The 21342-nt window shown below is 73.5% G+C and carries 19 protein-coding genes; 9 read left to right on the forward strand and 10 right to left on the reverse strand.

The window, feature by feature from the left end:
• Positions 1 to 2: 2 nt before the first annotated feature.
• From AB3X52_RS11170 to AB3X52_RS11205, 8 genes are all read right to left on the reverse strand, one after another.
• A complete protein-coding gene (locus AB3X52_RS11170; protein WP_367994149.1) occupies positions 3 to 899 on the reverse strand; it encodes a ferredoxin family protein in 897 nt (298 codons plus the stop codon).
• Between the two features lie 2 nt (positions 900 to 901).
• Positions 902 to 1918: a cupin domain-containing protein gene (locus AB3X52_RS11175; protein WP_367994150.1), complete on the reverse strand. Its 1017-nt coding sequence runs from the start codon at positions 1916 to 1918 to the stop codon at positions 902 to 904.
• A gap of 101 nt (positions 1919 to 2019) precedes the next feature.
• Positions 2020 to 2409, reverse strand: a complete 390-nt coding sequence (locus tag AB3X52_RS11180) for a hypothetical protein (protein ID WP_367994151.1) — start codon at positions 2407 to 2409, stop codon at positions 2020 to 2022.
• A gap of 121 nt (positions 2410 to 2530) precedes the next feature.
• Positions 2531 to 5467: a helix-turn-helix transcriptional regulator gene (locus AB3X52_RS11185; protein WP_367994152.1), complete on the reverse strand. Its 2937-nt coding sequence runs from the start codon at positions 5465 to 5467 to the stop codon at positions 2531 to 2533.
• Positions 5468 to 5535: 68 nt separating this feature from the next.
• Complete coding sequence (locus tag AB3X52_RS11190; RefSeq protein ID WP_367994153.1) at positions 5536 to 5712, reverse strand: hypothetical protein; 177 nt, start codon at positions 5710 to 5712, stop codon at positions 5536 to 5538.
• A 40-nt stretch (positions 5713 to 5752) separates the two neighbouring features.
• Positions 5753 to 6937 carry an imidazolonepropionase gene (gene hutI / locus AB3X52_RS11195; RefSeq protein ID WP_367994154.1) on the reverse strand — a complete coding sequence of 395 codons (1185 nt, stop codon included), beginning with the start codon at positions 6935 to 6937 and terminating at the stop codon, positions 5753 to 5755.
• Entirely contained in the window at positions 6934 to 8373 is a 1440-nt protein-coding gene (locus tag AB3X52_RS11200; protein WP_367994155.1) for a formimidoylglutamate deiminase, read from the reverse strand. Before AB3X52_RS11200 ends, hutI begins: the two co-directional genes overlap by 4 nt.
• Entirely contained in the window at positions 8370 to 9566 is a 1197-nt protein-coding gene (locus tag AB3X52_RS11205) for an allantoate amidohydrolase (protein ID WP_367994156.1), read from the reverse strand. The genes AB3X52_RS11200 and AB3X52_RS11205 overlap by 4 nt, the downstream gene beginning before the upstream one ends.
• 154 nt (positions 9567 to 9720) lie before the next feature.
• Here AB3X52_RS11205 and AB3X52_RS11210 point away from each other — a divergent pair, with 154 nt between their 5' ends.
• The 6 genes from AB3X52_RS11210 (at position 9721) to AB3X52_RS11235 (ending at position 15044) form a co-directional block, all read left to right on the forward strand.
• Positions 9721 to 10173: an Lrp/AsnC family transcriptional regulator gene (locus AB3X52_RS11210; RefSeq protein WP_367994157.1), complete on the forward strand. Its 453-nt coding sequence runs from the start codon at positions 9721 to 9723 to the stop codon at positions 10171 to 10173.
• A 152-nt stretch (positions 10174 to 10325) separates the two neighbouring features.
• Positions 10326 to 10925, forward strand: coding sequence for a nitroreductase family protein (locus tag AB3X52_RS11215; protein ID WP_367994158.1), 600 nt, complete (start codon positions 10326 to 10328; stop codon positions 10923 to 10925).
• 46 nt (positions 10926 to 10971) lie between these two features.
• The gene (locus AB3X52_RS11220; RefSeq protein ID WP_367994159.1) at positions 10972 to 12309 is read left to right on the forward strand and encodes a M20/M25/M40 family metallo-hydrolase; all 1338 of its coding nucleotides are present in this window, start codon (positions 10972 to 10974) and stop codon (positions 12307 to 12309) included.
• A gap of 26 nt (positions 12310 to 12335) precedes the next feature.
• Positions 12336 to 12923: a DnaJ family domain-containing protein gene (locus AB3X52_RS11225; RefSeq protein WP_367994160.1), complete on the forward strand. Its 588-nt coding sequence runs from the start codon at positions 12336 to 12338 to the stop codon at positions 12921 to 12923.
• A gap of 146 nt (positions 12924 to 13069) precedes the next feature.
• The gene (locus AB3X52_RS11230) at positions 13070 to 14173 is read left to right on the forward strand and encodes an HpcH/HpaI aldolase/citrate lyase family protein (protein ID WP_367994161.1); all 1104 of its coding nucleotides are present in this window, start codon (positions 13070 to 13072) and stop codon (positions 14171 to 14173) included.
• Between the two features lies 1 nt (position 14174).
• On the forward strand, positions 14175 to 15044 hold the full coding sequence (locus AB3X52_RS11235; RefSeq protein ID WP_367994162.1) for an HpcH/HpaI aldolase/citrate lyase family protein: 870 nt from the start codon (positions 14175 to 14177) through the stop codon (positions 15042 to 15044).
• 78 nt (positions 15045 to 15122) lie between these two features.
• On the opposite strand, the gene AB3X52_RS11240 is transcribed toward AB3X52_RS11235, so the two are convergent.
• Entirely contained in the window at positions 15123 to 16133 is a 1011-nt protein-coding gene (locus tag AB3X52_RS11240; RefSeq protein WP_367994163.1) for a M48 family metallopeptidase, read from the reverse strand.
• A 109-nt stretch (positions 16134 to 16242) separates the two neighbouring features.
• Entirely contained in the window at positions 16243 to 18054 is a 1812-nt protein-coding gene (locus AB3X52_RS11245) for a bifunctional sugar phosphate isomerase/epimerase/4-hydroxyphenylpyruvate dioxygenase family protein (RefSeq protein ID WP_367994164.1), read from the reverse strand.
• Between the two features lie 93 nt (positions 18055 to 18147).
• Here AB3X52_RS11245 and AB3X52_RS11250 point away from each other — a divergent pair, with 93 nt between their 5' ends.
• From AB3X52_RS11250 to AB3X52_RS11260, 3 genes are all read left to right on the forward strand, one after another.
• Entirely contained in the window at positions 18148 to 18789 is a 642-nt protein-coding gene (locus AB3X52_RS11250; protein WP_367994165.1) for a TetR/AcrR family transcriptional regulator, read from the forward strand.
• 160 nt (positions 18790 to 18949) lie between these two features.
• Positions 18950 to 19819 (forward strand): shikimate dehydrogenase, encoded by an 870-nt coding sequence (locus AB3X52_RS11255; protein ID WP_367994166.1) that lies wholly within the window; start codon positions 18950 to 18952, stop codon positions 19817 to 19819.
• 109 nt (positions 19820 to 19928) lie between these two features.
• On the forward strand, positions 19929 to 21293 hold the full coding sequence (locus tag AB3X52_RS11260) for an MFS transporter (protein ID WP_367994167.1): 1365 nt from the start codon (positions 19929 to 19931) through the stop codon (positions 21291 to 21293).
• Positions 21294 to 21342 lie beyond the last annotated feature (49 nt).

Genomic DNA, 21342 nt, shown 5'->3' on the forward strand with positions numbered 1-21342 from the left:
CGTCAGGCGCCCGGGCGGATCTCGAGCACCTCGTGGCCGACGGCCGCGTTGTCGCGGGCGGCGCGGCAGGTGAGCGTGACGGGCTCGCTCCGCGTCGTGCGTACGACGACGACGTACGGCCTTCCGGCGACCTCGAAGGTCACCGTGGTGAGGTCACCGGTGACGTGGCGGCTGCGTGCCCGGACGGTGGCGAGCCCCGACTCGTCGAGGTGACGGCGCAGCGCAACCTCGGCGGCCTGGACGGCCATCGGCCAGCCGGTGCGGCCGCGCAGGTGGTCGAGCTCGAGCCGGCCGTCGAGCCGCGCGCGGGCGACGTCGACGGCGGCCTCGGGCGTCAGCCGGCCGTAGTAGAGCCCGTCGGGCGCGACGAGCATGTTGCCGGCGAACCGGTCACCACCCAGGTGGGAGACCTCCCAGGTCTGCTCCGGGTAGACCGCGGCGAGCGCCGCCGCCACCGGACGCCCCCGCTCGGCGCAGCAGGCGTCGTGGCGGCCGTGGGTGCAGACCGCGAAGATCGGCTCGTCATGGTGGGTGAGGCCCAGCGAGCGCCCAGCGCGCAGGTCGGCGAGGTCGAGGCGGAGCAGATCGGCCGGGTGGTCGACCACCGATGTCTCGACCCACGCCGAGCCCGGCCGGGCCGACACCGCGAAGATGCGGTGGCCCTCCGGGTGGGACCGGCCGGGGCGTCGTACGAGCAGGACGCGGACGCCCGTCTCGGCGGCCGCCGCGCGCAGCGCCGCACCGGTCTCCCCCGGCAGTCGGGCATCGCGCAGTGCGTCGACACCCCAGGGACCGGGGTGTTCGAGCAGCAGGAACGCGCGGACGGTCGAGGCGGTGCCGGCGAGCGGCTCGGCGCGCGCCTCCGCCGCGGCGGCACACCGGAAGTCAGGGTCGGGCACGCTCAGCGAGCCACCTCGAGCAGCCCCTCCCGGACCAGGCGTCGGCACAGCACCACCCGGCTCTGCGGATCGAGCGGCAGGTCGGCGGGGCGCAGGGAGTCGCGGCTGCGGATCTCGGCGAACGCGTCCCGCAGCCGACCCGGCACGTCCATCGCACGGTCGCCGAGGAGCACCTCGAGCCGGTCGCCGTGGTCGCGGACGACGCAGGCGCTGCCCGGGCGGCGGCACAGCAGTGTGTCGTCCTCCACCGGACCGGCGAGCTGGTCCAGCAGTCCACCGGCGAGCCTCGGCTGTCGCGAGGTGAGGAAGCGCCGGACCTCGGCCTCGGCAGCCGCGTCGGTGTCGGTCGCGACGAGCGCGTCCGCGAGCTCACGCAGGCGCGCGGCCAGGCCGCGGCTGAGGACGGACGGGTCGTCGAGGTAGCCGGCCGGAAGGTGGTCGCCGGCCGGCAGGAGGCGCTCGAGGGTACGGCGCACGAGGCCGCGCCAGGTCAGCTGGTTGATGCCGATCGTGACGTGGAGCGACACGGTCTCCTGCGCTCGCGCGGCGTGCGGCGTGCCGGTCGGGAGATAGAGGCTGAGCCCCGGCTCCATCGTGATGTCGTCAACGTGCCGGTCGGGGCCGTCACCGGTGTGGACCTCCCACTGCTTGGCGCCCGCGGTCTGGAAGACGAACACGTCGTGGGTGTCGGAGTGGACCGCGAACCCCTGGCTCCCGGCCGGCGTGAGATAGGCATTCGCCTGGCAGGGGTGACCGAGCTCCAGCTCGAGCTCGGCGACCAGCCGGGTCAGCGGCGGGTGGTAGCGGTGCAGGCCCTGGAACACGACGGTCGCCCCGTCCCGGAAGGCGTCGAGCGCCTTCCGGCCGTCGACGAGGCCGCTCAGCGCCTTTCCGGCGAGCGTCGCATGACGGGTGTAGGACGACTCCGGGAGCACCGACCCGTCGCGCGCGAGCCTGATCGACGGCGTCCGGATCGCGGTCTCGGTGAGGAGCCGGTCGGCGTCCTCGAGCGAGAGCATCCCCACCAGCCTCGACGGCTCGGTGCGGTGGAGGTGGGTGCGCGACGCCCAGACCTTCTCGAGGAAGAGCTGGGCGTCGCCGCTGAGCAGGTCGAGCGCGCTCAGAGCGTGCTCCCGTCCGTGCCGTCGCCGTCGACGGTGTCGGTGGCGTCGCCGTCGCTCGCGTCGCCGTCGACCGTGTCGGTCGCGTCGCCGTCGGTGCCGTCACCGTCCCGCCCGTCACCGTCCACCGTGTCCGTGGCGTCACCGTCGGTGCCGTCACCGTCCACGCCCGCACCGTCCGTACCGTCGCCGTCCACCGTGTCGGTCGCGTCGCCGTCGCTCGCGTCACCGTCCACCGTGTCGGTCGCGTCGCCGTCGGTGCCGTCACCGTCGGCACCGAGGCTGTCCGTGCCGTCGGTGTCGCCGGCCGGCGCGGCGTAGCCACCGCCGGTCGACGTGGTCGTGGTCATGTCGTCGTCGGTCAGGGGCTCGTCGGGCTGGTCGGTCATGGCGTCCTCCACGGTGAGAGTCGGTTGGGCCCTGCTGGGCGGGAACGAGGTAACCCGCCTGGGTCCGTCGTACACCGCGCGCGGGGGCGCCACAAGGGCGCGTCTCCCACGTCGGCGCCGGTCACGGCCCGACCGCACCGTCGAGCAGGCCGCGCCGCCGCGCGATGGCGGCGGCCTCGGTCCGGCCGGCAGCGCCGAGCTTGCCGAGGATGTTGGAGACGTGGACCGAGACCGTCTTGGTGCTGATGAAGAGCTGCTTCGCGATCTCGCCGTTGGAGCGGCCGTCGGCGACGAGCGCGAGGATCTCGCGCTCGCGCGGCGTCAGCGCCGAGGGCTCGGCGACCACCCTGACCGGCGTGGCCCCGAGCGCTCGCAGCTCGTCGGCCAGCGGTCGCGCCCCCAGCGCGGTCGCGGTCTCGCGCGCCAACGCGGCGACCTCGCGGGAGGCGCCGAGGTCGCCGCAGGCGCGCAGGATGACCGCCAGCACCGTCCGGACGCGGGCGAGCTCATAGACGTGGCCGAGCTCGACGAACCGGCGCTCACACTCACGCCACGCCTCCAGGAGCACCTCCGCGCTGGGGGCGTCCCGGGCCGCCAACCAGCGGACCCGCAGGTCCTCCGCACGCAGCCGCGCGGCCCAGGCGCGCCCCTCGGGGCCCCACTGCTGCTCGGCATACTGTCCGACCACCTTCTCGCCCTCCTCGGCGAGCCGGCGCACCCGCGTGACCAGCTCCTCGCGGTCGGCGGCGGGCACCGCCGGCAGGACGCGCGCGATGGCACCGGCGGCCTGCGCCGCCAGCCGGACCCGCGCGCCGAACCAGGGCTGCCAGATCTCGGTCAACGCCGCGACGGCGTCGTCGTAGACCTGCAGCGCCGCGGTCGCGTCGCCCGCCCGCGCCGCGACCTCCATCTCGAGGGTGGCCGCGTTGATCGTGATCCCGCCCTCCTCGCGCCAGAACCGCCGCAGCGCGGTCGCCTCACGGGAGACGTCGGCCCCGCGGGCCTGATCGACCAGGAGCCGGACGGAGTCGAGCAGCCCCCGGAGCAGACGCGGCGCCCGGGCGGCACGGCCGAGCCGGATCGCCTCGTCCCACTCGCCCCGCAGGACGTGGATCCAGAGCAGCTGCCACCGGGCTTCGAAGGCGTACGGCGCCCAGGGGGTCCCGGCCGCCTGCCCCACCTCGATGGCGGTCCGGAACCACTCCGCGGCCTCGGCGTAGTCGCCGTGGTCCTCATAGCTGCGCCCGAGGTGGAAGCGGCCACGGAGCTCGCTGTGGCGCGCGCCCGTCTCGTGGGCCCGCTCGACGGCCTGCCGCAGGGCCGCGCGCAGCGCCTCGACCGGCCCGGCGCGATGGAGCTCGGAGAGCGTCGTCATCGCCTCGGAGGCGATCTTGTGGAACGCATGACGCTCGGCGATCGCCAGCGCGTCCAGACCGACGGCCTCGGCCTCGTCCGCCTTCCAATAGGCCGCCAACACCCGGGCGCGGACGGCCAGCACCACCGCGCGGGCGGCCGCCGGCGCATCGTCCGGGAGGGCTGCGACCGCCTGCTCCGACAGGCCCAGCGGCTCCTCCCCCGACTCCATGACGAGCCGGATCTCCGCGTCGGTCGCGAGCAGTCGGGCCCGCCCGACCGAGGGGCCGGCGGGCAGCCGGGCGAGCTGCTCGGTGACCAGGGCGTCGGCACGTGCGGCCTGGCCGGCCATGAGGAGCGCGTCGGCGGCACGCTCACCGATCTGGGCGACGTCGACCGCCACCACCTCCCGGGTCGCGGGATCGGCGGCGAGGGCGAGCGCGGTCTCGAAGTGTTGGGCGGCCTCGTCGGGGCCGCCGACCGCCATCGCCTCCTCGCCGGCACGGATGCTCGCCACCAGCGCCTCGGGCAGGTCGTGGGCCTCGCGGGCGTGCCACGCCAGTTCGGCCGCCGTCCCGAGGCCGGGCGACTCGCGGAGCGCGGCCGCGTAGCGCGCATGGAGCCGCACCCGCTCACCGGGCAGCAGATCGTCGTAGACCGCCTCGGCGAGGAGCGCATGACGGAAGGAGAAGCGGCCGGCGGGCGTCACCAGGATGTTGGTCTCGACCGCTGCGCGCAACGCCTCCTCCAGCGCCGCGGACGGCAGGTCGACGACCGCCTCGAGGAGCACATGACCGACCCGGCGACCCGCCACGCTCGCCGTACGCACCACCTGACGGGCGGTGTCGTCGAGCCGGTCGAGCCGGACCAGCAGCACGTCGGCGAGGTCGTCGGGCAGGTCGGTGCCACAGCTCGCGCCGACCAGCTCCTCGACGAAGAACGCGTTGCCCTCGGCCCGCTCGACGATCTTCTCCCGCTCGCTCTCGCCGAGGGTCGAGGAGAGCTCGTGGACCAGCGCCCGGACGGAGTCGTCGTCGAGCGGCGAGAGCGGGAGCCGGTCGACGCCGGTCACCCGCGCCCACTCGGCCACCTGGCGACGCAGCGGATGGCGCCGGTGGAGGTCGTCGGAGCGGTAGGACGCCACGATCGCCACGGGCCCGTCGAAGGGGCGTGTGAACAGGAAGGTCAGCAGGTCACGGGTCGACCGGTCGGCCCAGTGGACGTCCTCGACGACGAGGAGGACCGGCGCCTTCTCCGCGGTCGCCTCGAGCAGGGTGTGGACGCCGTCGAAGAGGGTCGACCGGTCGGGACCGGCCTCCTCCGCCCCGCCCCAGCCGAGCATCCGGCGCACCGGCCGGAGCCGCCCCAGCGCAGGGAAGTCGCCGGCGACTCGCTCCACGACGTCGGGGAGCGCCCCGACCATCCGGTCGAGGACCTCCGAGAACGGCATGTAGGAGAGCGCGGCGTCGCCGAAGTCGACGCAATGGCCGGCATAGACCTGCCAGCCCGCCCCGACCGCGCGGTCGCGCAGCTCGGTGAGCAGCCGCGTCTTGCCGACCCCGGCATCGCCGGAGAGCAGGACATGGGCCCGGCCCGCGGGCGCCGCGCCGAGGGCATGCCCGGACATGGCGGTGACGCCGAGCAGCGAGACCAGGGTCTCCAGCTCGGCGTCACGTCCGACGAGTGTCCGGGCGCTCTGGGCCATGACACCCATCATGGCCGCCGGCGCCGACATTTCTGCCGTCACTTTCGCGAAGGCTCCCGCTGACCGGGTCAGGACTCGGTCGTGGAGTCCATCCGCCTGTTCCGGCGTGACCGGAACCGCTGCCGCTGGCGGCGTACGGCGATGTCCTTGCGCAGTTGGTCGCGGCGATAGGCCAACTCGGCCTCGTACTGCTGGTCGACATGTCCGAACATCTCTGACTCCTCGGTGGTGATCGTGAGGTCCACGTTCGCCGCCTGAGGTAGGCCGGCACATCGGGAGAGTGCCTTAGATCGGCACCCCGCCCTGCCAGACCTGCCTCACGAGGGGTACGCCGGGCCGGTAGGCGAGGTGCAGGTGGCTGGGCGCCTCGAGGACCACGAGGTCGGCCCGCGACCCCGGGGTGAGCCGGCCGAGCCCGCCTCTCGAGGCTGTGTTGCCGGCGCGGTCTCCGGCGCGCGCGAGCGCGTGCGCGCCGGTCTCCGTCGCCGCGCGCAGCGCCTCGGTCGGGGTCATCCCCATCTCCCGCACCGCGAGCGCGAGGCAGAACGGCATCGAGGACGTGTACGACGACCCCGGGTTGCAGTCGCTCGCCAGCGCCACCCGCACCCCGGCGTCGAGGAGCCGCCGGGCGTCGGGATAGGGCTGACGGGTGGAGAACTCCACTCCCGGCAGCAGGGTCGCGACCGTCCCCGAGTCGGCGAGCGCGCCGACGTCGGCGTCGGTGAGGAAGGTGCAGTGGTCGACCGCGGCGAGCCCCAGCTCGCAGGCGAGGCGCACCCCGGCGCCGTAGGTGAGCTGGTTGGCGTGCAGCCGGCCGCGCAGCCCGTGTGCGGCCCCCGCGGCCAGGACCGTGCGCGCCTGGTCGACGTCGAACGCGCCGTCCTCGCAGAACACGTCGATCCAGCGGGCGTACGGCGCCGCCGCCTCCAGCATCGGGCCGGTCACCAGCGCGACGTAGGCCTCCGGGTCGTCGGCGTACTCCGCCGGGACGACGTGGGCGCCGAGGAACGTCGTCTCCTCGGTGAGCTGGCGCGCGATCGCCAGTGACCGGGCCTCGTCGTGGACAGTCAGCCCGTAGCCGCTCTTGATCTCGACCGTCGTGGTCCCCTGCCGCGCGAGCTCCGCCACGAGCGCCGCGGTGTGGGCGAGGAGCTGCTCATCGCTCGCGCCCCGGGTGGCGGCCACGGTCGTCCGGATCCCGCCGGCGGCGTACGCCTCACCCTTCATCCGGGCGGCGAACTCCTCGGCCCGGTCGCCGGCGAAGACGAGGTGCGTGTGGCTGTCGACGAAGCCCGGGACGACCGCCCGGCCGCCGACGTCGACGGCGGTGTCAGCAGCGGGTGCCTCGGCGGCGAGGCCGGTCCAGGCGACCCGGCCGCTCTCGACGACCAGCGCGGCGCCGGTGAGGACGGGCTGCTGCGCGTCCCAGGTGGTCAGCTCACCGATGCCGGTGAGCAGCGTCGACGTCATCCGACCTCCTTCCCGCGCGCGAGCGCCGCGATCGCCGCGATCGCCGTGTCGAGCTCGCGGCCGATCGCCGCCTCGTCCCCACGCCGGAAGACGGTGCGGCCGTCGACGACGGTGCGCGTGACGTCGGCCGCGGTGGCCGCGAAGACGGCCGTGTGCTCATCCGCGCCGGTGCCGGCGGTACGGACGCTCCTGGTGTCCACGGTGACCAGGTCGGCGCGCTGCCCGACGGCGATCGCGCCGGCGTCGGGGAAGCCGAGCGTGGCATGCGCGGTCGCGGCGTCGAGCAGCGCGGCGGCGCTCCAGTGCCCACGCCGCTCGGTGGCGAGCCGCTCGTCGAGCTCGACCGCGCGCATCTCCTCGAAGAGGTCGACCACGGCGTGGCTGTCGCTGCCGAGGGTCAGCCGGGCGCCGGCGTCGTGCAGCGCCCGGGCCGGACCGATGCCGTCGCCGAGGTCACGCTCGGTGGTGGGGCACAGGCAGACCGCCGTACTCGTCCCGCCCAGGCGGTCCCGGTCATCCTCGGTGAGGTGGGTGGCGTGCACCGCCGTCGTCATCGGCCCCAGCGCACCCTGGTCGTGGAGGAGCTGCGTCGGCGTGAGGGCGTACGCCGCCCGGCAGTCGTCGTTCTCCCGGCGCTGCTCGCTGAGGTGGACGTGGAGGGGTCGCCCCTGCGCCGCCGCCACGATCGTGGGGATCTGGTCCGCGGGGACGGCGCGGACGGAGTGGATCGCCGCACCGACCACGGTGCGGTCGTCACGGGCGGTCCGGGCGGCGAGGGCGTCGACCCGCGCCGCCCACGTCTCCGCGTCGCCGTCGCTGAAGCGGCGCTGGACGCCCTCGACGGGCCGCACCGTCCGGTCCGCCCCGAGCCCGGCGGAGAGGTAGCAGGTGTCGAGCAGCGCCAGCCGGACCCCGGCCCGCCGCGCGGCCTCCACGAGTGCGAGCCCCATCTCGTTCGGGTCGGCGTAGGGCCGACCCTCCGGGTCGTGGTGGAGGTAGTGGAACTCCCCCACTGTCGCGATCCCGGCCGCCGCCATCTCCCGGTAGACCCCGGTCGCCAGCGCGAGGAGCGAGTCGGGGTCGAGCCGGCCGGCGACGGCGTACATCTGATCCCGCCAGGTCCAGAACGACCCGGGCCCCTCGCAGCCGGCCGCCTGCGTCCGGCCGCGGAGCGCGCGGTGGAACGCGTGGCTGTGCGCGTTCGCCAGGCCGGGCAGGGTGAGGCCGGGGAGGATCTCGATCTCCCCGGCTGGCCGGGGAGATCGGGGGTTGCCAGGCGTCTCGTCCCCTGACAACCCGCCACTTTCCCTGGCAACCTCGACCCGAGTGAACCGTCCGTCCTCGATCTCGACGAGCACGTCGTCGCGTACGACGCCGTCGACCCAGGCGCGCTCGAGCAGGTAGCGCACCGGCGCCGAGCCCGTTCCGGCGCTCATCCGACCAGCTCCTGGAGTACGTCGGCGAGCGCGTCGACGCCGGCCAGGCAGTCGGGCATCTCGGCGTGCTCGTCCGGCGAGTGCGACACCCCGGTGGGGTTGCGGACGAAGAGCATCGCGGACGGGATCCCCGCGGTCTGGAGCACGCCGGCATCGTGGCCCGCCTGGGTCGGCAGGACGGGCCTCCCCGTGGCGAGGCGACCGCGGAGCGCCGCGTCGAACTCGACCGCTTTGCTGACCGACTCGGCGGTGACGGCGACGGTGGTGCCGTCACGCTCGGCGCGGGCGCTCGCCTGGGAGGTGATGGCGCCGACCAACGTGTCGAGCGCCTCCGCCGACTCGGCGCGGGCGTCGAGCCAGGCGGCCACCCGGGACGGCACCGCGTTCGTTCCGTTGGGCGTCACCTCGACCCGGCCGAACGTCGCCCGTGCCCCGCGGCCGGCCCCCTCGGCCAGGCGGGCCTGCTTGTTGGCCGCAAGCGCGGTCATCGCATAGGTGAGCATCGGGTCGCGCCGGTCCGCCATCCGGGTCGTGCCGGCGTGGTCGGCGACCCCGCCCACGTCGAAGCGCCACCGGCCGTGCGGCCAGATCCCGCTCGCGACCCCGACCGGGGCGTCCAGGTCCATCAGGCCGCGGCCCTGCTCGACGTGGAGCTCGACGTAGGCGTCGATCCCGGACAGCAGCGATGGACCGCCTCCGGCGAGCACGTCCCCGAGGCGGACCCCGTCCCGGTCGGTCAGCGCCCGCGCCTGCGCCCAGGTGGTGAGGCCCGTCGCGAGCCGGGAGCCGAGGCAGGCCAGCCCGAAGCGGGACCCCTCCTCCTCCGCGAACACCGCCACCCCGAGCGGCCGACGCGGCGCGAACCCGCGCCCGCGCAGCCGGTCGATCGCCGCCAGCGCGGAGACGACACCCAGGGGGCCGTCGTACGCGCCACCGTCGGGGACGCTGTCGAGGTGGCTGCCCGTCAAGACGCCGCCCGCGAGCGAGGAGGGCGCGTCCCACCAAGCGACGACGTTGCCGAAGCCGTCCTCCTCCAGCCGGAGGCCGCGCGCCGTCGCCTGGGCCCGGAACCAGTGCTCCATCTCGCGCGTCGCGGAGGTCCACGGCCGGCGGACGTACCCGCCCGACCTCGTCGACCGGCCGATCGGCCGCAGTTCGGCCCACATCTCCTCGAACGACGGTGGCGATGTCATGGGGCCACGCTATAGACCCGCGACGCCGCCCGGTCCGTGCCGGCGGCGTGCCGGAGTGGGGACGGCCGGGGGCTGAGGGAAGATCCGCCAGGCGGACGCCTGCGGGCTTCCCTGTTCTTCTCCTCGTCGACCGGCCCATGAAAGACTTCCGGCCATGGACGCCATCGACCGGAAGATCCTTGTGGAGCTGCAGCGCGACGGCCGACAGACCATCACGGAGCTCGCCGACAAGGTGGATCTGACCGTCTCGCCGGCCCACCGGCGGCTGCGCGAGCTCGAGCGGACCGGCGCCGTCCGCGGCTATCGCGCCGTCATCGACCCGCACGCGCTCGGGCTCACCTTCGAGGCGCTCCTCTTCGTCGTCATGGGCCAGGAGGACCGCGACACGCTCGCCGCGTTCGAGGAGGCCGTCGAGGCCATCCCCAACGTCGTGCTCGCCCAGCGGCTCTTCGGCGACCCGGACTACCTGCTCTGGGTGGTCGCCGAGGACATCGCGGCCTACCAGCAGCTGTACGACGACGTCCTCTCCGGCCTTCCCGGCGTCCTCCGGCTCACCTCGACCCTCGTCATGAAGCGGGTCGTCGAGCAGCGACCGCTGCCGGCCTGACGCCCGCCGCGGCCTCCCCCACGACCGCGGGGTGGCAGAACCCCGCCATGGCACTCGGATGCCGCCGCTGAGCGGCCTCGGAGCCCGCACATCCCCGCCATGGCAGGTTGCTGGCCGCGCCGCCGGCGCGGTGGGTGCGGCATGCTGCGCACATGGACTTCCAGGACGTCGTACGCCGCCGGCGGATGATCCGCAGCTACCGTCCCGACCCGGTCGACCCGGCGGTGGTCGACCGGGCGCTGCGCAACGCCGTCACGGCGCCGAACGCGGGCTTCAGCCAGGGGTGGGCGTTCCTCGTGCTGGACACCCCTGAGGACGTCCGGCGCTTCTGGGAGGCCAGCACCGACGACGTCGACGACCCCGACGACTGGCTCACCGGCATGATGCGCGCGCCGGTCGTCGTCCTGCCGTGCAGCAGCAAGGCGGCGTACCTCGCCCGCTACGCCGAACGCGACAAGGGCTGGACCGACCGGGACGAGGCCCGCTGGCCGAAGCCGTTCTGGGACATGGACGCCGCGATGGCGAGCCTGCTGATCCTCCAGACCGTGGTCGACGAGGGCCTCGGCAGCTGCTTCTTCGGCGTTGTGCCCGCGCGCGAGCGGCAGGTGCGGGACGCGTTCGGGATCCCCGACGACTACGACCCCGTCGGCGTCATCACGATCGGCCACCCGGCCGAGGGCGGCGCCGCCGGCTCACCCACCCGTCGGCGCCGCAAGCCGATGACGGACGTCGTGCACCGCGGGCGCTGGTGAGCGCCGGCCGCGACGCTGGGCCCGTCGCGCCCGCTAGCGTGCGTTCATGACCGACCCCGTGGCCGCGCTGCAGGCGCTGGTCCGCATCCCGACCGTCAGCAGCCGGGACGCCGCGGCGGTGGACCACGACGCGTTCGAGCGGCTGGCCGCCGAGCTGCGCCGGTGGTTCCCGCTGCTCCACGAGCGGCTCGAGCTCACCCCGATCGCCGACCACGCCTTCCTCGCCCGCTGGCGCGGCGCGAGCGATGCCCGGCCCGTCATCCTCATGGCCCACCTCGACGTCGTGCCTCCGGCCGGCGCCTGGACGCGGGACCCGTTCGGCGGCGAGCTCGCCGACGGCGCGGTCCACGGTCGCGGCGCCCTCGACGACAAGGGCTGCGTCGTGGCGATCTGCGCCGCCGTCGAGTCGCTGCTGGCGCGGGGCGTCACGCCGGCGTACGACGTCTGGCTGTCCTTCGGCTGCGACGAGGAGGTCTCGGGCGGTGCGGCGCAGGCGGCCGTCGAGGAGCTGCGCCGCCGTGGCGTACGTCCCTGGTTCGTGCTCGACGAGGGCGGCGCCGTGGCGACCGAGGCCTTCCCCGGCGTCTTCGTCCCGGTGGCCGTCGTCGGCGTGGCCGAGAAGGGCACCACGTCGCTCGAGCTGTCCGTGACCGGCGACGGCGGCCATGCTTCGACGCCCCGTCGACGTGGACCGACCGTGCGGCTCGCGCGGGCGATCCGGAGGCTCGACCGGGCGCCGATGCCCGTGCGTCTGCCGGAGCCGACGGTCGAGCTGTTCCGACGGATGGCTCCGCACGCGCCCGCGCCGCTCCGCCCGGTGCTTCGCCACGCGGACCGGCTGGCCCCGGCGCTCGCGCGCGTCCTGACCCGGCTCGGCCCGGAGCCGGCCGCGCTGGTGCGCACCACCGTTGCCATCACCACCCTCTCCGGCAGCCCCGCGCTCAACGTCATCGCCTCGACCGCCACGGCCGGCGTCAACGTCCGGGTGATGGTCGGCGAGACCGCCGCCGACGTGGTCGCTCGTCTGCGCGACGCCATCGCCGACGACCGGGTCCGAATCCGGCTGGTCGAGGAGGGCGAGCCGTCGCCGGTGAGCCCGCGGGACGACGCCTTCGCGCACCTCGAGGACGTGATCGGCGCGGTCTTCCCGGACGCGGTCGTGGCGCCGTACGTCGTTCTCGCAGCGACCGACGCCCGCTTCTTCCACGCGATCTGCGAGCGGGTCTACCGCTTCGCGCCGTTCCGCATGACCCCGGCACAGCGGCGCTCGATCCACGCCGCCGACGAACACCTTCGCGTCGACGATCTGATCGACGGCGTCGGCTTCTACGAACGCCTCATCGAGGGGCTCGGACGACCCCGCGCTCGACGTGGCGCGGGTTAGGCTGGACCCTGCCAGGAGGTGATCGCATGCCCGAGAGCGAGGACTGGCCGCAGGGCCGACCGACGACGCCCGAGCCTGCCCACCGCGGCCCCGACGTCGACCGCCGCACCGGGAGCCCCGCCGCCGCGTCGCGCATCCGCCAGCAGGTCACGTGGGTCGACCTCCAGGTCAAGCAGGCGATCGAGCGGGGCGAGTTCGACGACCTGCCCGGCGCGGGCCGGCCGATCGAGGACCTGGACAAGGAGCACGACCCCGACTGGTGGCTCAAGAGGCTCGTCGAGCGTGAGCAGATCACCGGCGTCCTCCCTCCCAGCCTCCAGCTCCGGAAGGACGACGCCGCCCTCGACGACCTGCTCGACCAGCAGCGGACCGAGGAGGCCGCGCGCACGCTCGTGGAGGAGTTCAACGAGCGCGTGATCGCGGCGCGCTACAGCCTGCCGCAGGGGCCGCCGCTCATCACCATGCCCCGCGACGTCGCGGAGACCCTCGCCGCCTGGCGGACGCGCCGTGAGGCCCGAGCGGCCCGGGCCGCCGCGGACGCCACCGACGCCGTACGCCGCCGGCCGACTGCCTCCGGTGAACGCCGCCGCCGCTGGTGGCGCCGCTCCCGTTGACTCCCACTCCACCCGTCCTTCGGACGCCCTACCAGCGGGTAACCAGGGCTCGCTAGGCTCGCGCGCATGAGCGAGCGCAGCGAGCGAACCATTCAAGACAGTGTCACGTGCGCCTCATGCGCGCACGGAGCGAAGCGAGTACGCGCATGAGCCACAAGAGCCCGAAGGACTTCTTCGCGCCCCTCGCGGTGGGCGCGCCCGCACCGGTGCGGGAGATCCCGTTCCGGCCCAGCCGTGCGATCCACTTCTTCGACCCGAGCAACCCGAAGATGGTCGACAAGATCCCCCAGATGGTCGGCACGGTCGACGTGCTGCTCGGCAACCTCGAGGACGCGATCAAGGCCGACAACAAGCTGGCCGCACGCGAGGGTCTCGTGCAGATCGCCCAGGCCACGGCCGGTCTCGGTGGGCAGAGCGGGCCGACCCAGCTCTGGACCCGCATCAACGCGCTCGACAGTCCCTGGGCGCTCGACGATCTGACCACGCTGGTGCCGGCGATCGGCGACAAGCTCGACGTGATCATGGTGCCGAAGGTGCAGGGCGCCGAGGACATCCACTACGTCGACCGTCTCCTCGCCCAGCTCGAGGCGAAGGCCGGCCTCACCCGCCCGATCCTCATCCACGCGATCCTCGAGACCGCCCGCGGCGTCGCCAACGTGGAGGAGATCTGCGGCGCCTCCCCGCGCATGCAGGGGCTCAGCCTCGGGCCGGCCGACCTCGCGGCCGACCGCAAGATGAAGACCACGCGCGTCGGCGGCGGCCACCCCGGCTACCTCGTGCGCGAGGACGCGCCCCGGGACGCGGAGGGCGCCTACGCGTACGACGCCGACCGGTTCCGCTTCCAGCAGGACCTGTGGCACTACACGATCGCGAAGATGGTCGACGCCTGCGCGACCCACGGGATCTACCCCTACTGGGGCCCCTTCGGAGACATCAAGGACACCGTCGCCTGCGAGGACCAGTTCCGCAACGCCTTCCTGCTCGGCTGCGTCGGCGCCTGGAGCCTCCACCCGGTCCAGATCGAGATCGCCAACAGGGTCTTCTCGCCCAGCGTGGAGGACATCAGGCACGCCCGCCGCGTCGTCGCGGCGATGGGCGACGGCACCGGCGCCGTCATGCTCGACGGCAAGATGGAGGACGACGCCTCCCTCAAGCAGTGCCTCGTGCTCGTCGAATTGGCCGACCAGCTGGCCGCGATCGACCCGAAGCTCAAGGAGCTCTACGACGGCATCGAGATCGAGGAGGCCTGAGGTGGCCGAGACCACGACGTTCCGACCCCGCCGCTCGGTGCTCTACATGCCGAGCTCCAACGAGCGTGCCCTGGAGAAGGCCAAGACCCTGCCGGTCGATGCGCTCATCCTCGACCTCGAGGACGCGGTCGCCCCCGACGCCAAGGCGCAGGCGCGGGAGAACGCCGCGGCCGCCGTCACCAGCGGTGAGTACGGCGCGAAGGAGCTCACCATCCGGATCAACGGCGCCGACACGGAGTGGCACGCCGACGACCTGAAGGCGGCCGCCGCCGCGGGGCCCGCGGCGATCGTCGTACCCAAGGTCAACAGCGCCGACGCCGTGCGGACCCTCGTCGACGCGTTCGACGCTGCCGGCGTCCCGGAGACGACCGCCCTGTGGGCGATGATCGAGTCGCCGTACGCCATCCTCCACGCCGAGGAGATCGCCGCCGCCTCCGACCGCCTCACCGTGCTCGTGCTCGGCACGAACGACCTGGTCAAGGAGCTGTACGTCGACCACGTCCCCGGCCGCACCAACCTGGTCGCCAGCCTGCAGCTGGCCGTGCTCGCCGCCCGTGCGACCGGCAAGGTGGTCCTGGACGGGGTCTACAACGACGTCAAGGACGTCGACGGCTACCTCGCCGAGGTGGCGCAGGGCCGCGACTTCGGCTTCGACGGCAAGACGATCATCCACCCCGGTCAGATCGAGGGGGCCAACGCGGGCTTCGCGCCGAGCCCCGAAGCGGTCGAGAAGGCCCAGGGCCTCATCGCCGCCTGGGAGGAGGGCGCCGGGAAGGGCGTGGTCACCTACCAGGGCAAGATGGTGGAGAACCTCCACGTCGAGTCAGCGAAGCGCACCCTGTCGATCGCGGAGGCCATCGCCGCCCTCTGACCGCGAGTCGGCGCAGATGGCCGGCTCCTCCACAGCGTGGACACCCATCTGCGCCGACTCGGCGTCAGTCGAGACGGCTCAGCTGGCGCCGCGGCCGAACCGCTCCTCCCACCAGGTCCGCGCGCCGGCGACGAGCCCGCCGAGGTCACGGATCGCCTTGCTGAGTGCGTCCTGGGCGCGGGCGAAGCTGTCGGCGTAGTGGTCGGCGGCCTCCTTGGCGGCGTCGCTCATAGTCGCGGCGTCGTCACCGTCGCGGCGCGGGTAGGCACCGCCGAGGATGGCGGTGTAGTCCCCGGAGTCGACCCAGCGCCGCGACTCGGTCGCGCGTACGACGGCGAACGGGTGGCTCGCCTGCTCGACCAGCATCAGCTTGAGCAGCGAGTCACGCAGGTCGCCGCCCTCGGAATACTCCGCGCCCTGTGCCAGGAAGGACGCCGGGTCGAGGTCGGCGAGGTGACCGCCTCCGGCCGTCTTCATGTGGACCCGCAGGGCGGTCGCGGGGTCCTGCGTCGCGAGCAGTCCGGCCCGGTCGGCGGAGAGCTCCGACTTCCGCGACCACTCCATCAGGGCGGCGAGGATGAGCCGCACGCCGAGCCCGCCGAACGGCAGCGCGTTGAGCACGCCGCTGAACTGCAGCAGCCGCAGCAGCAGCGTGCGGTAGACCGCGTGGCCCGAGAGCGCGTGACCGAGCTCGTGGCCGACGACGAAGCGCAGCTCCTCCTCGTCCATCAGCTCGACGAGCCCGGAGTTGAGGACGATGACCGGCTTCTCCATGCCGATCGTCATGGCGTTGACGGTGGGGTCGTTGACGACGTACAGCTCCGGCAGCTCGGCGACGTCGAGCACCCTCCCCACGTCGGCGAGCAGGCGGTGGATGACGGGGAACTGCCGCTCGTCGACGCGCACGGCGTTCCCGAGCAGCATCAGACGGGTCGCTCGCTCGCTGATGAGCCCGTTGAGCGCCTTGACGACGGTGTCGAAGCCCTTGAGCTTGCGGAGCGCGACGAGCGCGCCGCGGTCGGCGGGATGCTCCCAGGCCCGAGAGCTGATGTCGGGGAGGGTCACGCGGGACCGCATCGGCGAGGCCATGGGCGCAGTCTGCCCCGGTCAGGCGACGGCACACCACGCTTTCCATGCTTTCCACGGTTTCCGCCGATCCGACGTTCACCGGCCTACGCCGGCGCAGCGGTGAGAACGGTCAGGCGCACGTCCCGCACCGCGAGGAGACGTGCGCGGCCTGCGAGGAGAGCCGCACCGGCGCGTCGCCGGCGCCGTACCCGTCATAGCCACCGCGGCGCTCGACGACCTCGAAGAAGACCCCACCGACGGTCTGGGTGTAGAGGTGGAGGTACTCCCCCGTGCTGTCCCGGTCGTAGAGCAGGTCGAGGGACCGCAGGGTGGCGAGCAGCTCGTCGTCGACGTCGAGGCGGGCGGCGAGGTCGTCGTAGTAGTTCCCGGGGATCCGCAGCGGTCGCAGGCCGCGCTCCCGGGCCGCACGGGCGAGCCCGACGATGTCACGGCACGCGAGCGCGACGTGCTGCGCGTGGCCGTGCTGCTCCGCGGGGAGCAGGTTGAGCGGGAGGCGTACGGCGCCGTCCGCGGAGCGCATCACCTGGCTGCGGACCAGCCCCGACGGGCCGGCGACGTCGAGCGCCGGCTGCGGCTCGAGCGAGAGCACGCTGCCGTAGAACAGCACGGCCTCGTCGAAGAACTGCCAGGGCTGCACGAGGTTGACGTGGTCCACGTGGGTGATCGCCGGATCGGGATCGGGCCGTACGCCGTGCTCGAACTCCTCCTCCCAGGCGCCGCCTCCGGAGAGGAAGACCTCGGTCCCGTCGGGGGCCGCGAAGGCGCGGAGGTCCTGGTCGCCGGCGTACGTCTGCCGGTGGACGGGCGGCGCCATGAGCCGCCCGGCGCGGAGCGCCGCGCCCTCGGGGTCGGCGACGTTGAAGCCGACGGCGGCGACGACGGGACGCGCGCCGGCCGCGGGACGCTCGTGGCACACGATGCGGGCGGCGCCCTGGGTCCAGAGCCGGACGTTCTTGCTGCGGTGACGGCCACGGAAGTCGAAGCCGAGCTGCTCCAGGATGGTCTCCACCGGCGTGGTGTCCTCGGCCCTCACCTCGACGAAGTCCACGCCGCGCGGTGCCGGCGCGTCCGGCAGCCGACCGAGCGTCGCGGTGGTCGTCGCGCCGAGGTCGCGGGCGGCACGGTCCTCGAGCCAGCGCAGCGAGCGGAGCGCCTGGCGCGCGGTGCGCGCGGGGTCCGTCCGACGGAAGGTGTCGTTGAAGACCTCGAGCGAGAGCGGACCGTCATAGCCGGCCCGCAGGACGTGACCGAGGAAGGTCGGCAGGTCGAAGCTGCCCTCGCCCGGGAAGAGCCGGTGGTGGCGGCTCCAGGACAGGACGTCCATCGTGAGGGCGGGGGCGTCGGCGAGCTGGAGGAAGAAGATCCGGTCCCCCGGGATCTTCTCGATCTCCGCGGGGTCGTGGCCGCGGGAGAGGATGTGGAAGCTGTCGAGGCACACCCCGACGTGCGGGTGGTCGGCGCGCTCGACGATGCGCCAGGCCCGTCGGTAGTCGTCGACGAACCGGCCCCACGCCAGCGCCTCGTAGGCGAGCCGGATGTCGTACGCCGCCGCGAGGTCGCCCAGCCGACGCAGCTGCGACGCGGAGACCTCGTCGTCGTCCACCGTCGCGGTGGCGACGTTGCTGCAGACCAGCATGGTCTCCGTGCCGAGCCGCCGCATCAGCGCGAGCTTCGCCTCCGCGCGCCTCAGGACGTCCCCGAACGCCGCCTCATCGACGCCCTCGGCGTCGCGGAACGGCTGGTAGAGGTCGAGGGTGAGGCCGAGCCGGTCGGCGAGCGCGCGGATCTCCTCCGGGCTCTGCGGCGCGGCGACGAGGTCGGGCTCGAAGACCTCCACCCCGTCGAAGCCGGCCTCGGCGCAGGCGTGCAGCTTCTCCACCAGCGCGCCGCTGAGGCAGACCGTCGCGATCGAGGTGCGCATCGGAGTCCTCCCGTGGGTGAGTTAATGAACCAAACGGTACATAATTCGCCGGCCCAAGGGAAGCGCTCGCCACGAGGCACTACCCTCGTCGCCATGGCCCGCCTCGCCCCCTCCGAGCGCATCCGAGACGCCGACCGGACCCGCGCCGAGCTGCTCGCCGTGGCGACCGAGGTCTTCGCGACCCACGGCTACTCCGGCGCGCGGGTCGACGAGATCGCCGAGCGCACCAGCACGACGAAGCGGATGATCTACTACTACTTCGGCGGCAAGGAGCAGCTCTACCTCGCCGTGCTCGAGGCCGCCTACCGCAACATCCGCGAGGCCGAGCAGTCGATCAACGCCGGTGACCTGCCCCCGGCCGACGCCGTACGCCGCATCGCGGAGCTCACCTTCGACCACCACCATGCCCACCCGGAGTTCATCCGGCTGGTCTCGGTCGAGAACATCCACCAGGCGGAGCACCTGCAGCAGGTGGAACACCTCCGAGACCTGGGCGCGCCCGCGGCATCCCTCCTCGAGGACGTCCTGGCCCGGGGTCGCGAGGCGGGCGCCTTCCGCACCGACGTCGACGCGATCGACGTGCACATGCTCATCAGCGCCTACTGCGTCTTCCAGGTCGCCAACAGCGCGACGTTCGGCTTCCTCTTCGGCCGGGACATGCTCGCCGACGACGTACGCCGCCGGCACCGCGCCATCCTCGGCGACGCCGTCGTCGCCTGGCTCACCGCGCGCTGACCGCACCGCGTGACCTCACCGCGCCGGCCCACCGCGCACTGACGCGCGCGCCGCCGACGTACGCCACGGGCCATTTTCCTCGCCACACCCTTGACGTCCTCGGGTGTCCTGTGATGTCGTTCACAGCGAACGTACTAGATAGTTCATTAAGGACGACCTCATGCAGAGCCACCCTCCCTATCTCGTCGGCCTCATCGGCGCGGGCGTCGGTCCGTCGCTGACCCCCGCACTCCACATGCGAGAGGCCCGCGCGCAGGGACTCACCTACGTCTACCGGACGCTCGACCTCGGCCGGCTGGGCATCGGCCCGAGCGAGGTCGGCGGGCTCCTGCGCAGCGCGCGCACACTGGGGTACGACGCACTGAACATCACCCACCCATGCAAGCAGTTGGTCCTCGCCGACCTCGACCGGGTCGACGCGACCGCGTCGCGCCTGGGCGCGGTCAACACGGTCGTCTTCGGCCCCGAGGGCGCGGTCGGCCACAACACCGACACCACCGGCTTCGCGGCGGCGCTGCGCACCGGTCTCCCCGGCGCCGAGCTGCGCCAGGTCGTCCAGTTGGGTGCCGGCGGGGCGGGTGCCGCGGTCGCCGACGCGCTGCTCACCGCCGGTGCGGAGCGGCTCGTCGTCGTCGACGTGGACGGCACCCGCGCCGAGCGGCTGACGCAGGGCCTCGCCCACCGGTTCCCTGGAGCCACCGTCGAGGCCGCCCACCCGGACAAGCTGTCCGCCCTCCTTCCCGAGGCGGACGGGCTGGTCAACTGCACCCCCGTCGGCATGGCCGCCCACCCCGGCCTGCCCCTCGACGCCACCCTGCTCCACGCCGACCTGTGGGTCGCCGACATCGTCTACCGCCCCCTCGACACCGCTCTCCTCCAGGCGGCGCGCGCGGCCGGGTGCCGCACGCTCCACGGCGGCCACATGGCCGTTCACCAGGCCGTCGACGCCTTCCGGTTGATCACCGGCATCGAGCCCGAGGCCGACCGCATGCTCGCCCACCTGCGCGAGCTCGCCGCCGCCGGCGACTGAGCCCGTCCGGGCTCGCCCGGACACCACCACCCCCACGACACCCCGGGCGGCTCTCCGGCCGCTCGACCGCGGGCGCCTGCCCGCGGGAGAATCACTCCAGGAGGACCCGATGGCGGGACCGACCGAACCCGGCATGATCACGACACCCAGAACACCGGGCAAGACGCCCGGCAAGGCAGCGCTGGCCAGCTTCATGGGCAGCGCGGTGGAGTACTACGACTTCTTCGTCTTCGGCTCCGCGGCCGCGCTGATCTTCCCGCACGTCTTCTTCCCCGACGACGACGCCTCGGCGCTGGTGATGTCGTTCGCCACCTTCGCCTTCGCCTACGTCGCCCGCCCCGTGGGCGCCGTCTTCGTCGGCCACTTCGGCGACCGCATCGGACGCCAGCGCGTCCTGCTCTTCACGCTCGCCCTGATGGGCGGCTCGACGTTCCTGGTCGGCTGCCTGCCGTCGTACGGCGCCATCGGGTGGGCCGCACCCGTGCTGCTGGTCGCGTGCCGGCTGCTGCAGGGGCTCTCCGCCGCCGGCGAGCAGGCGGGCGCGAGCTCGCTGACGCTCGAGCACGCGCCGGACGGCCGGCGTTCGTTCTTCACCTCCTGGACCCTGACCGGCACCCAAGGCGGCCAGATCCTGGCCGCGCTCGTCTTCATCCCGGTCGTGAGCCTGCCCGACCACGTGAAGTACTCCGTCGGCTGGCGCATCCCGTTCTGGTGCAGCGCGCTCGTCGTGGTCGTCGCCTACTTCATCCGCCGCGGTCTGCACGAGACGCCGGAGTTCGAGGAGGCCAAGGCGAGCCACCGGATCGCGCGGCTGCCGGTGGCGGTCCTGCTCCGCGACCACTGGGCCGATGTGCTGCGCGTCGTCTGCTGCGCCTTCATCGCGGCCGTCTCAACGGTCTTCGGCAACCTCGCTATCGCCTACGGCAAGGAGGTCGGCGTCAACGAGTCGATCACCCTCTGGCTGGTCGTCGTCGCCAACGCCGTCGCGCTGCTGACGCAGCCCGCGTTCGGTCGCCTCGCCGACCGGATCGGCCGCAAGCCGGTCTTCATCTACGGCGCCCTCTCGAGCGCGGCCTTCATGCCGCTCTACCTGTTGTCGATGGGCCAGGACAACGAGCTGCTCACCTTCGCGCTCGCGATCCTGACGTTCTCGGGCGGCTACGCCGCCGCCAACGCCGTCTGGCCGTCGTTCTACGGCGAGATGTTCAGCACGCAGGTGCGGTTCTCGGGGATGGCGATCGGCACCCAGGTCGGCTTCCTGATGGCCGGCTTCGCCCCCACGATCGTCACCGGGCTCGGTGGTGTCGAGAAGGGCGGCTGGACCGTCACCGCCGGCTTCACCGCGGTCATCGCCGTGATCGCAGCGATCTCGGCCGCGACGGCACGCGAGACGCGCTCGGTGCCGACCGCCGAGCTCGGTCTCCGGCCGGTGGCCGTCCCGGCCGCGCCGCGGACCGCGCTCGTGGACCACTGAAGGGTCCGCCACAGCCACACGGGGTGGCCTCCGCCGCGCGCGGAGGCCA

It is taken from the genome of Nocardioides eburneus, from assembly GCF_040838215.1.
In the GTDB taxonomy this organism is placed as follows: domain Bacteria; phylum Actinomycetota; class Actinomycetes; order Propionibacteriales; family Nocardioidaceae; genus Nocardioides; species Nocardioides eburneus.

Excerpts from the sequence above, each read along its gene's own strand:
- AB3X52_RS11245 (WP_367994164.1), bottom strand. The coding sequence starts at position 18,054 with ATGCGCACCTCGATCGCGACGGTCTGCCTCAGCGGCGCGCTGGTGGAG.
- AB3X52_RS11240 (WP_367994163.1), bottom strand. The coding sequence starts at position 16,133 with ATGGCCTCGCCGATGCGGTCCCGCGTGACCCTCCCCGACATCAGCTCT.
- AB3X52_RS11220 (WP_367994159.1), top strand. The coding sequence starts at position 10,972 with ATGACCGACCCCGTGGCCGCGCTGCAGGCGCTGGTCCGCATCCCGACC.
- AB3X52_RS11185 (WP_367994152.1), bottom strand. The coding sequence starts at position 5,467 with ATGGCCCAGAGCGCCCGGACACTCGTCGGACGTGACGCCGAGCTGGAG.
- AB3X52_RS11225 (WP_367994160.1), top strand. The coding sequence starts at position 12,336 with ATGCCCGAGAGCGAGGACTGGCCGCAGGGCCGACCGACGACGCCCGAG.
- AB3X52_RS11230 (WP_367994161.1), top strand. The coding sequence starts at position 13,070 with ATGAGCCACAAGAGCCCGAAGGACTTCTTCGCGCCCCTCGCGGTGGGC.
- AB3X52_RS11205 (WP_367994156.1), bottom strand. The coding sequence starts at position 9,566 with ATGACATCGCCACCGTCGTTCGAGGAGATGTGGGCCGAACTGCGGCCG.
- hutI (WP_367994154.1), bottom strand. The coding sequence starts at position 6,937 with ATGACGTCGACGCTGCTCACCGGCATCGGTGAGCTGACCACCTGGGAC.
- AB3X52_RS11180 (WP_367994151.1), bottom strand. The coding sequence starts at position 2,409 with ATGACCGACCAGCCCGACGAGCCCCTGACCGACGACGACATGACCACG.
- AB3X52_RS11255 (WP_367994166.1), top strand. The coding sequence starts at position 18,950 with ATGCAGAGCCACCCTCCCTATCTCGTCGGCCTCATCGGCGCGGGCGTC.
- AB3X52_RS11250 (WP_367994165.1), top strand. The coding sequence starts at position 18,148 with ATGGCCCGCCTCGCCCCCTCCGAGCGCATCCGAGACGCCGACCGGACC.
- AB3X52_RS11200 (WP_367994155.1), bottom strand. The coding sequence starts at position 8,373 with ATGAGCGCCGGAACGGGCTCGGCGCCGGTGCGCTACCTGCTCGAGCGC.
- AB3X52_RS11215 (WP_367994158.1), top strand. The coding sequence starts at position 10,326 with ATGGACTTCCAGGACGTCGTACGCCGCCGGCGGATGATCCGCAGCTAC.
- AB3X52_RS11210 (WP_367994157.1), top strand. The coding sequence starts at position 9,721 with ATGGACGCCATCGACCGGAAGATCCTTGTGGAGCTGCAGCGCGACGGC.
- AB3X52_RS11260 (WP_367994167.1), top strand. The coding sequence starts at position 19,929 with ATGGCGGGACCGACCGAACCCGGCATGATCACGACACCCAGAACACCG.
- AB3X52_RS11175 (WP_367994150.1), bottom strand. The coding sequence starts at position 1,918 with ATGCTCTCGCTCGAGGACGCCGACCGGCTCCTCACCGAGACCGCGATC.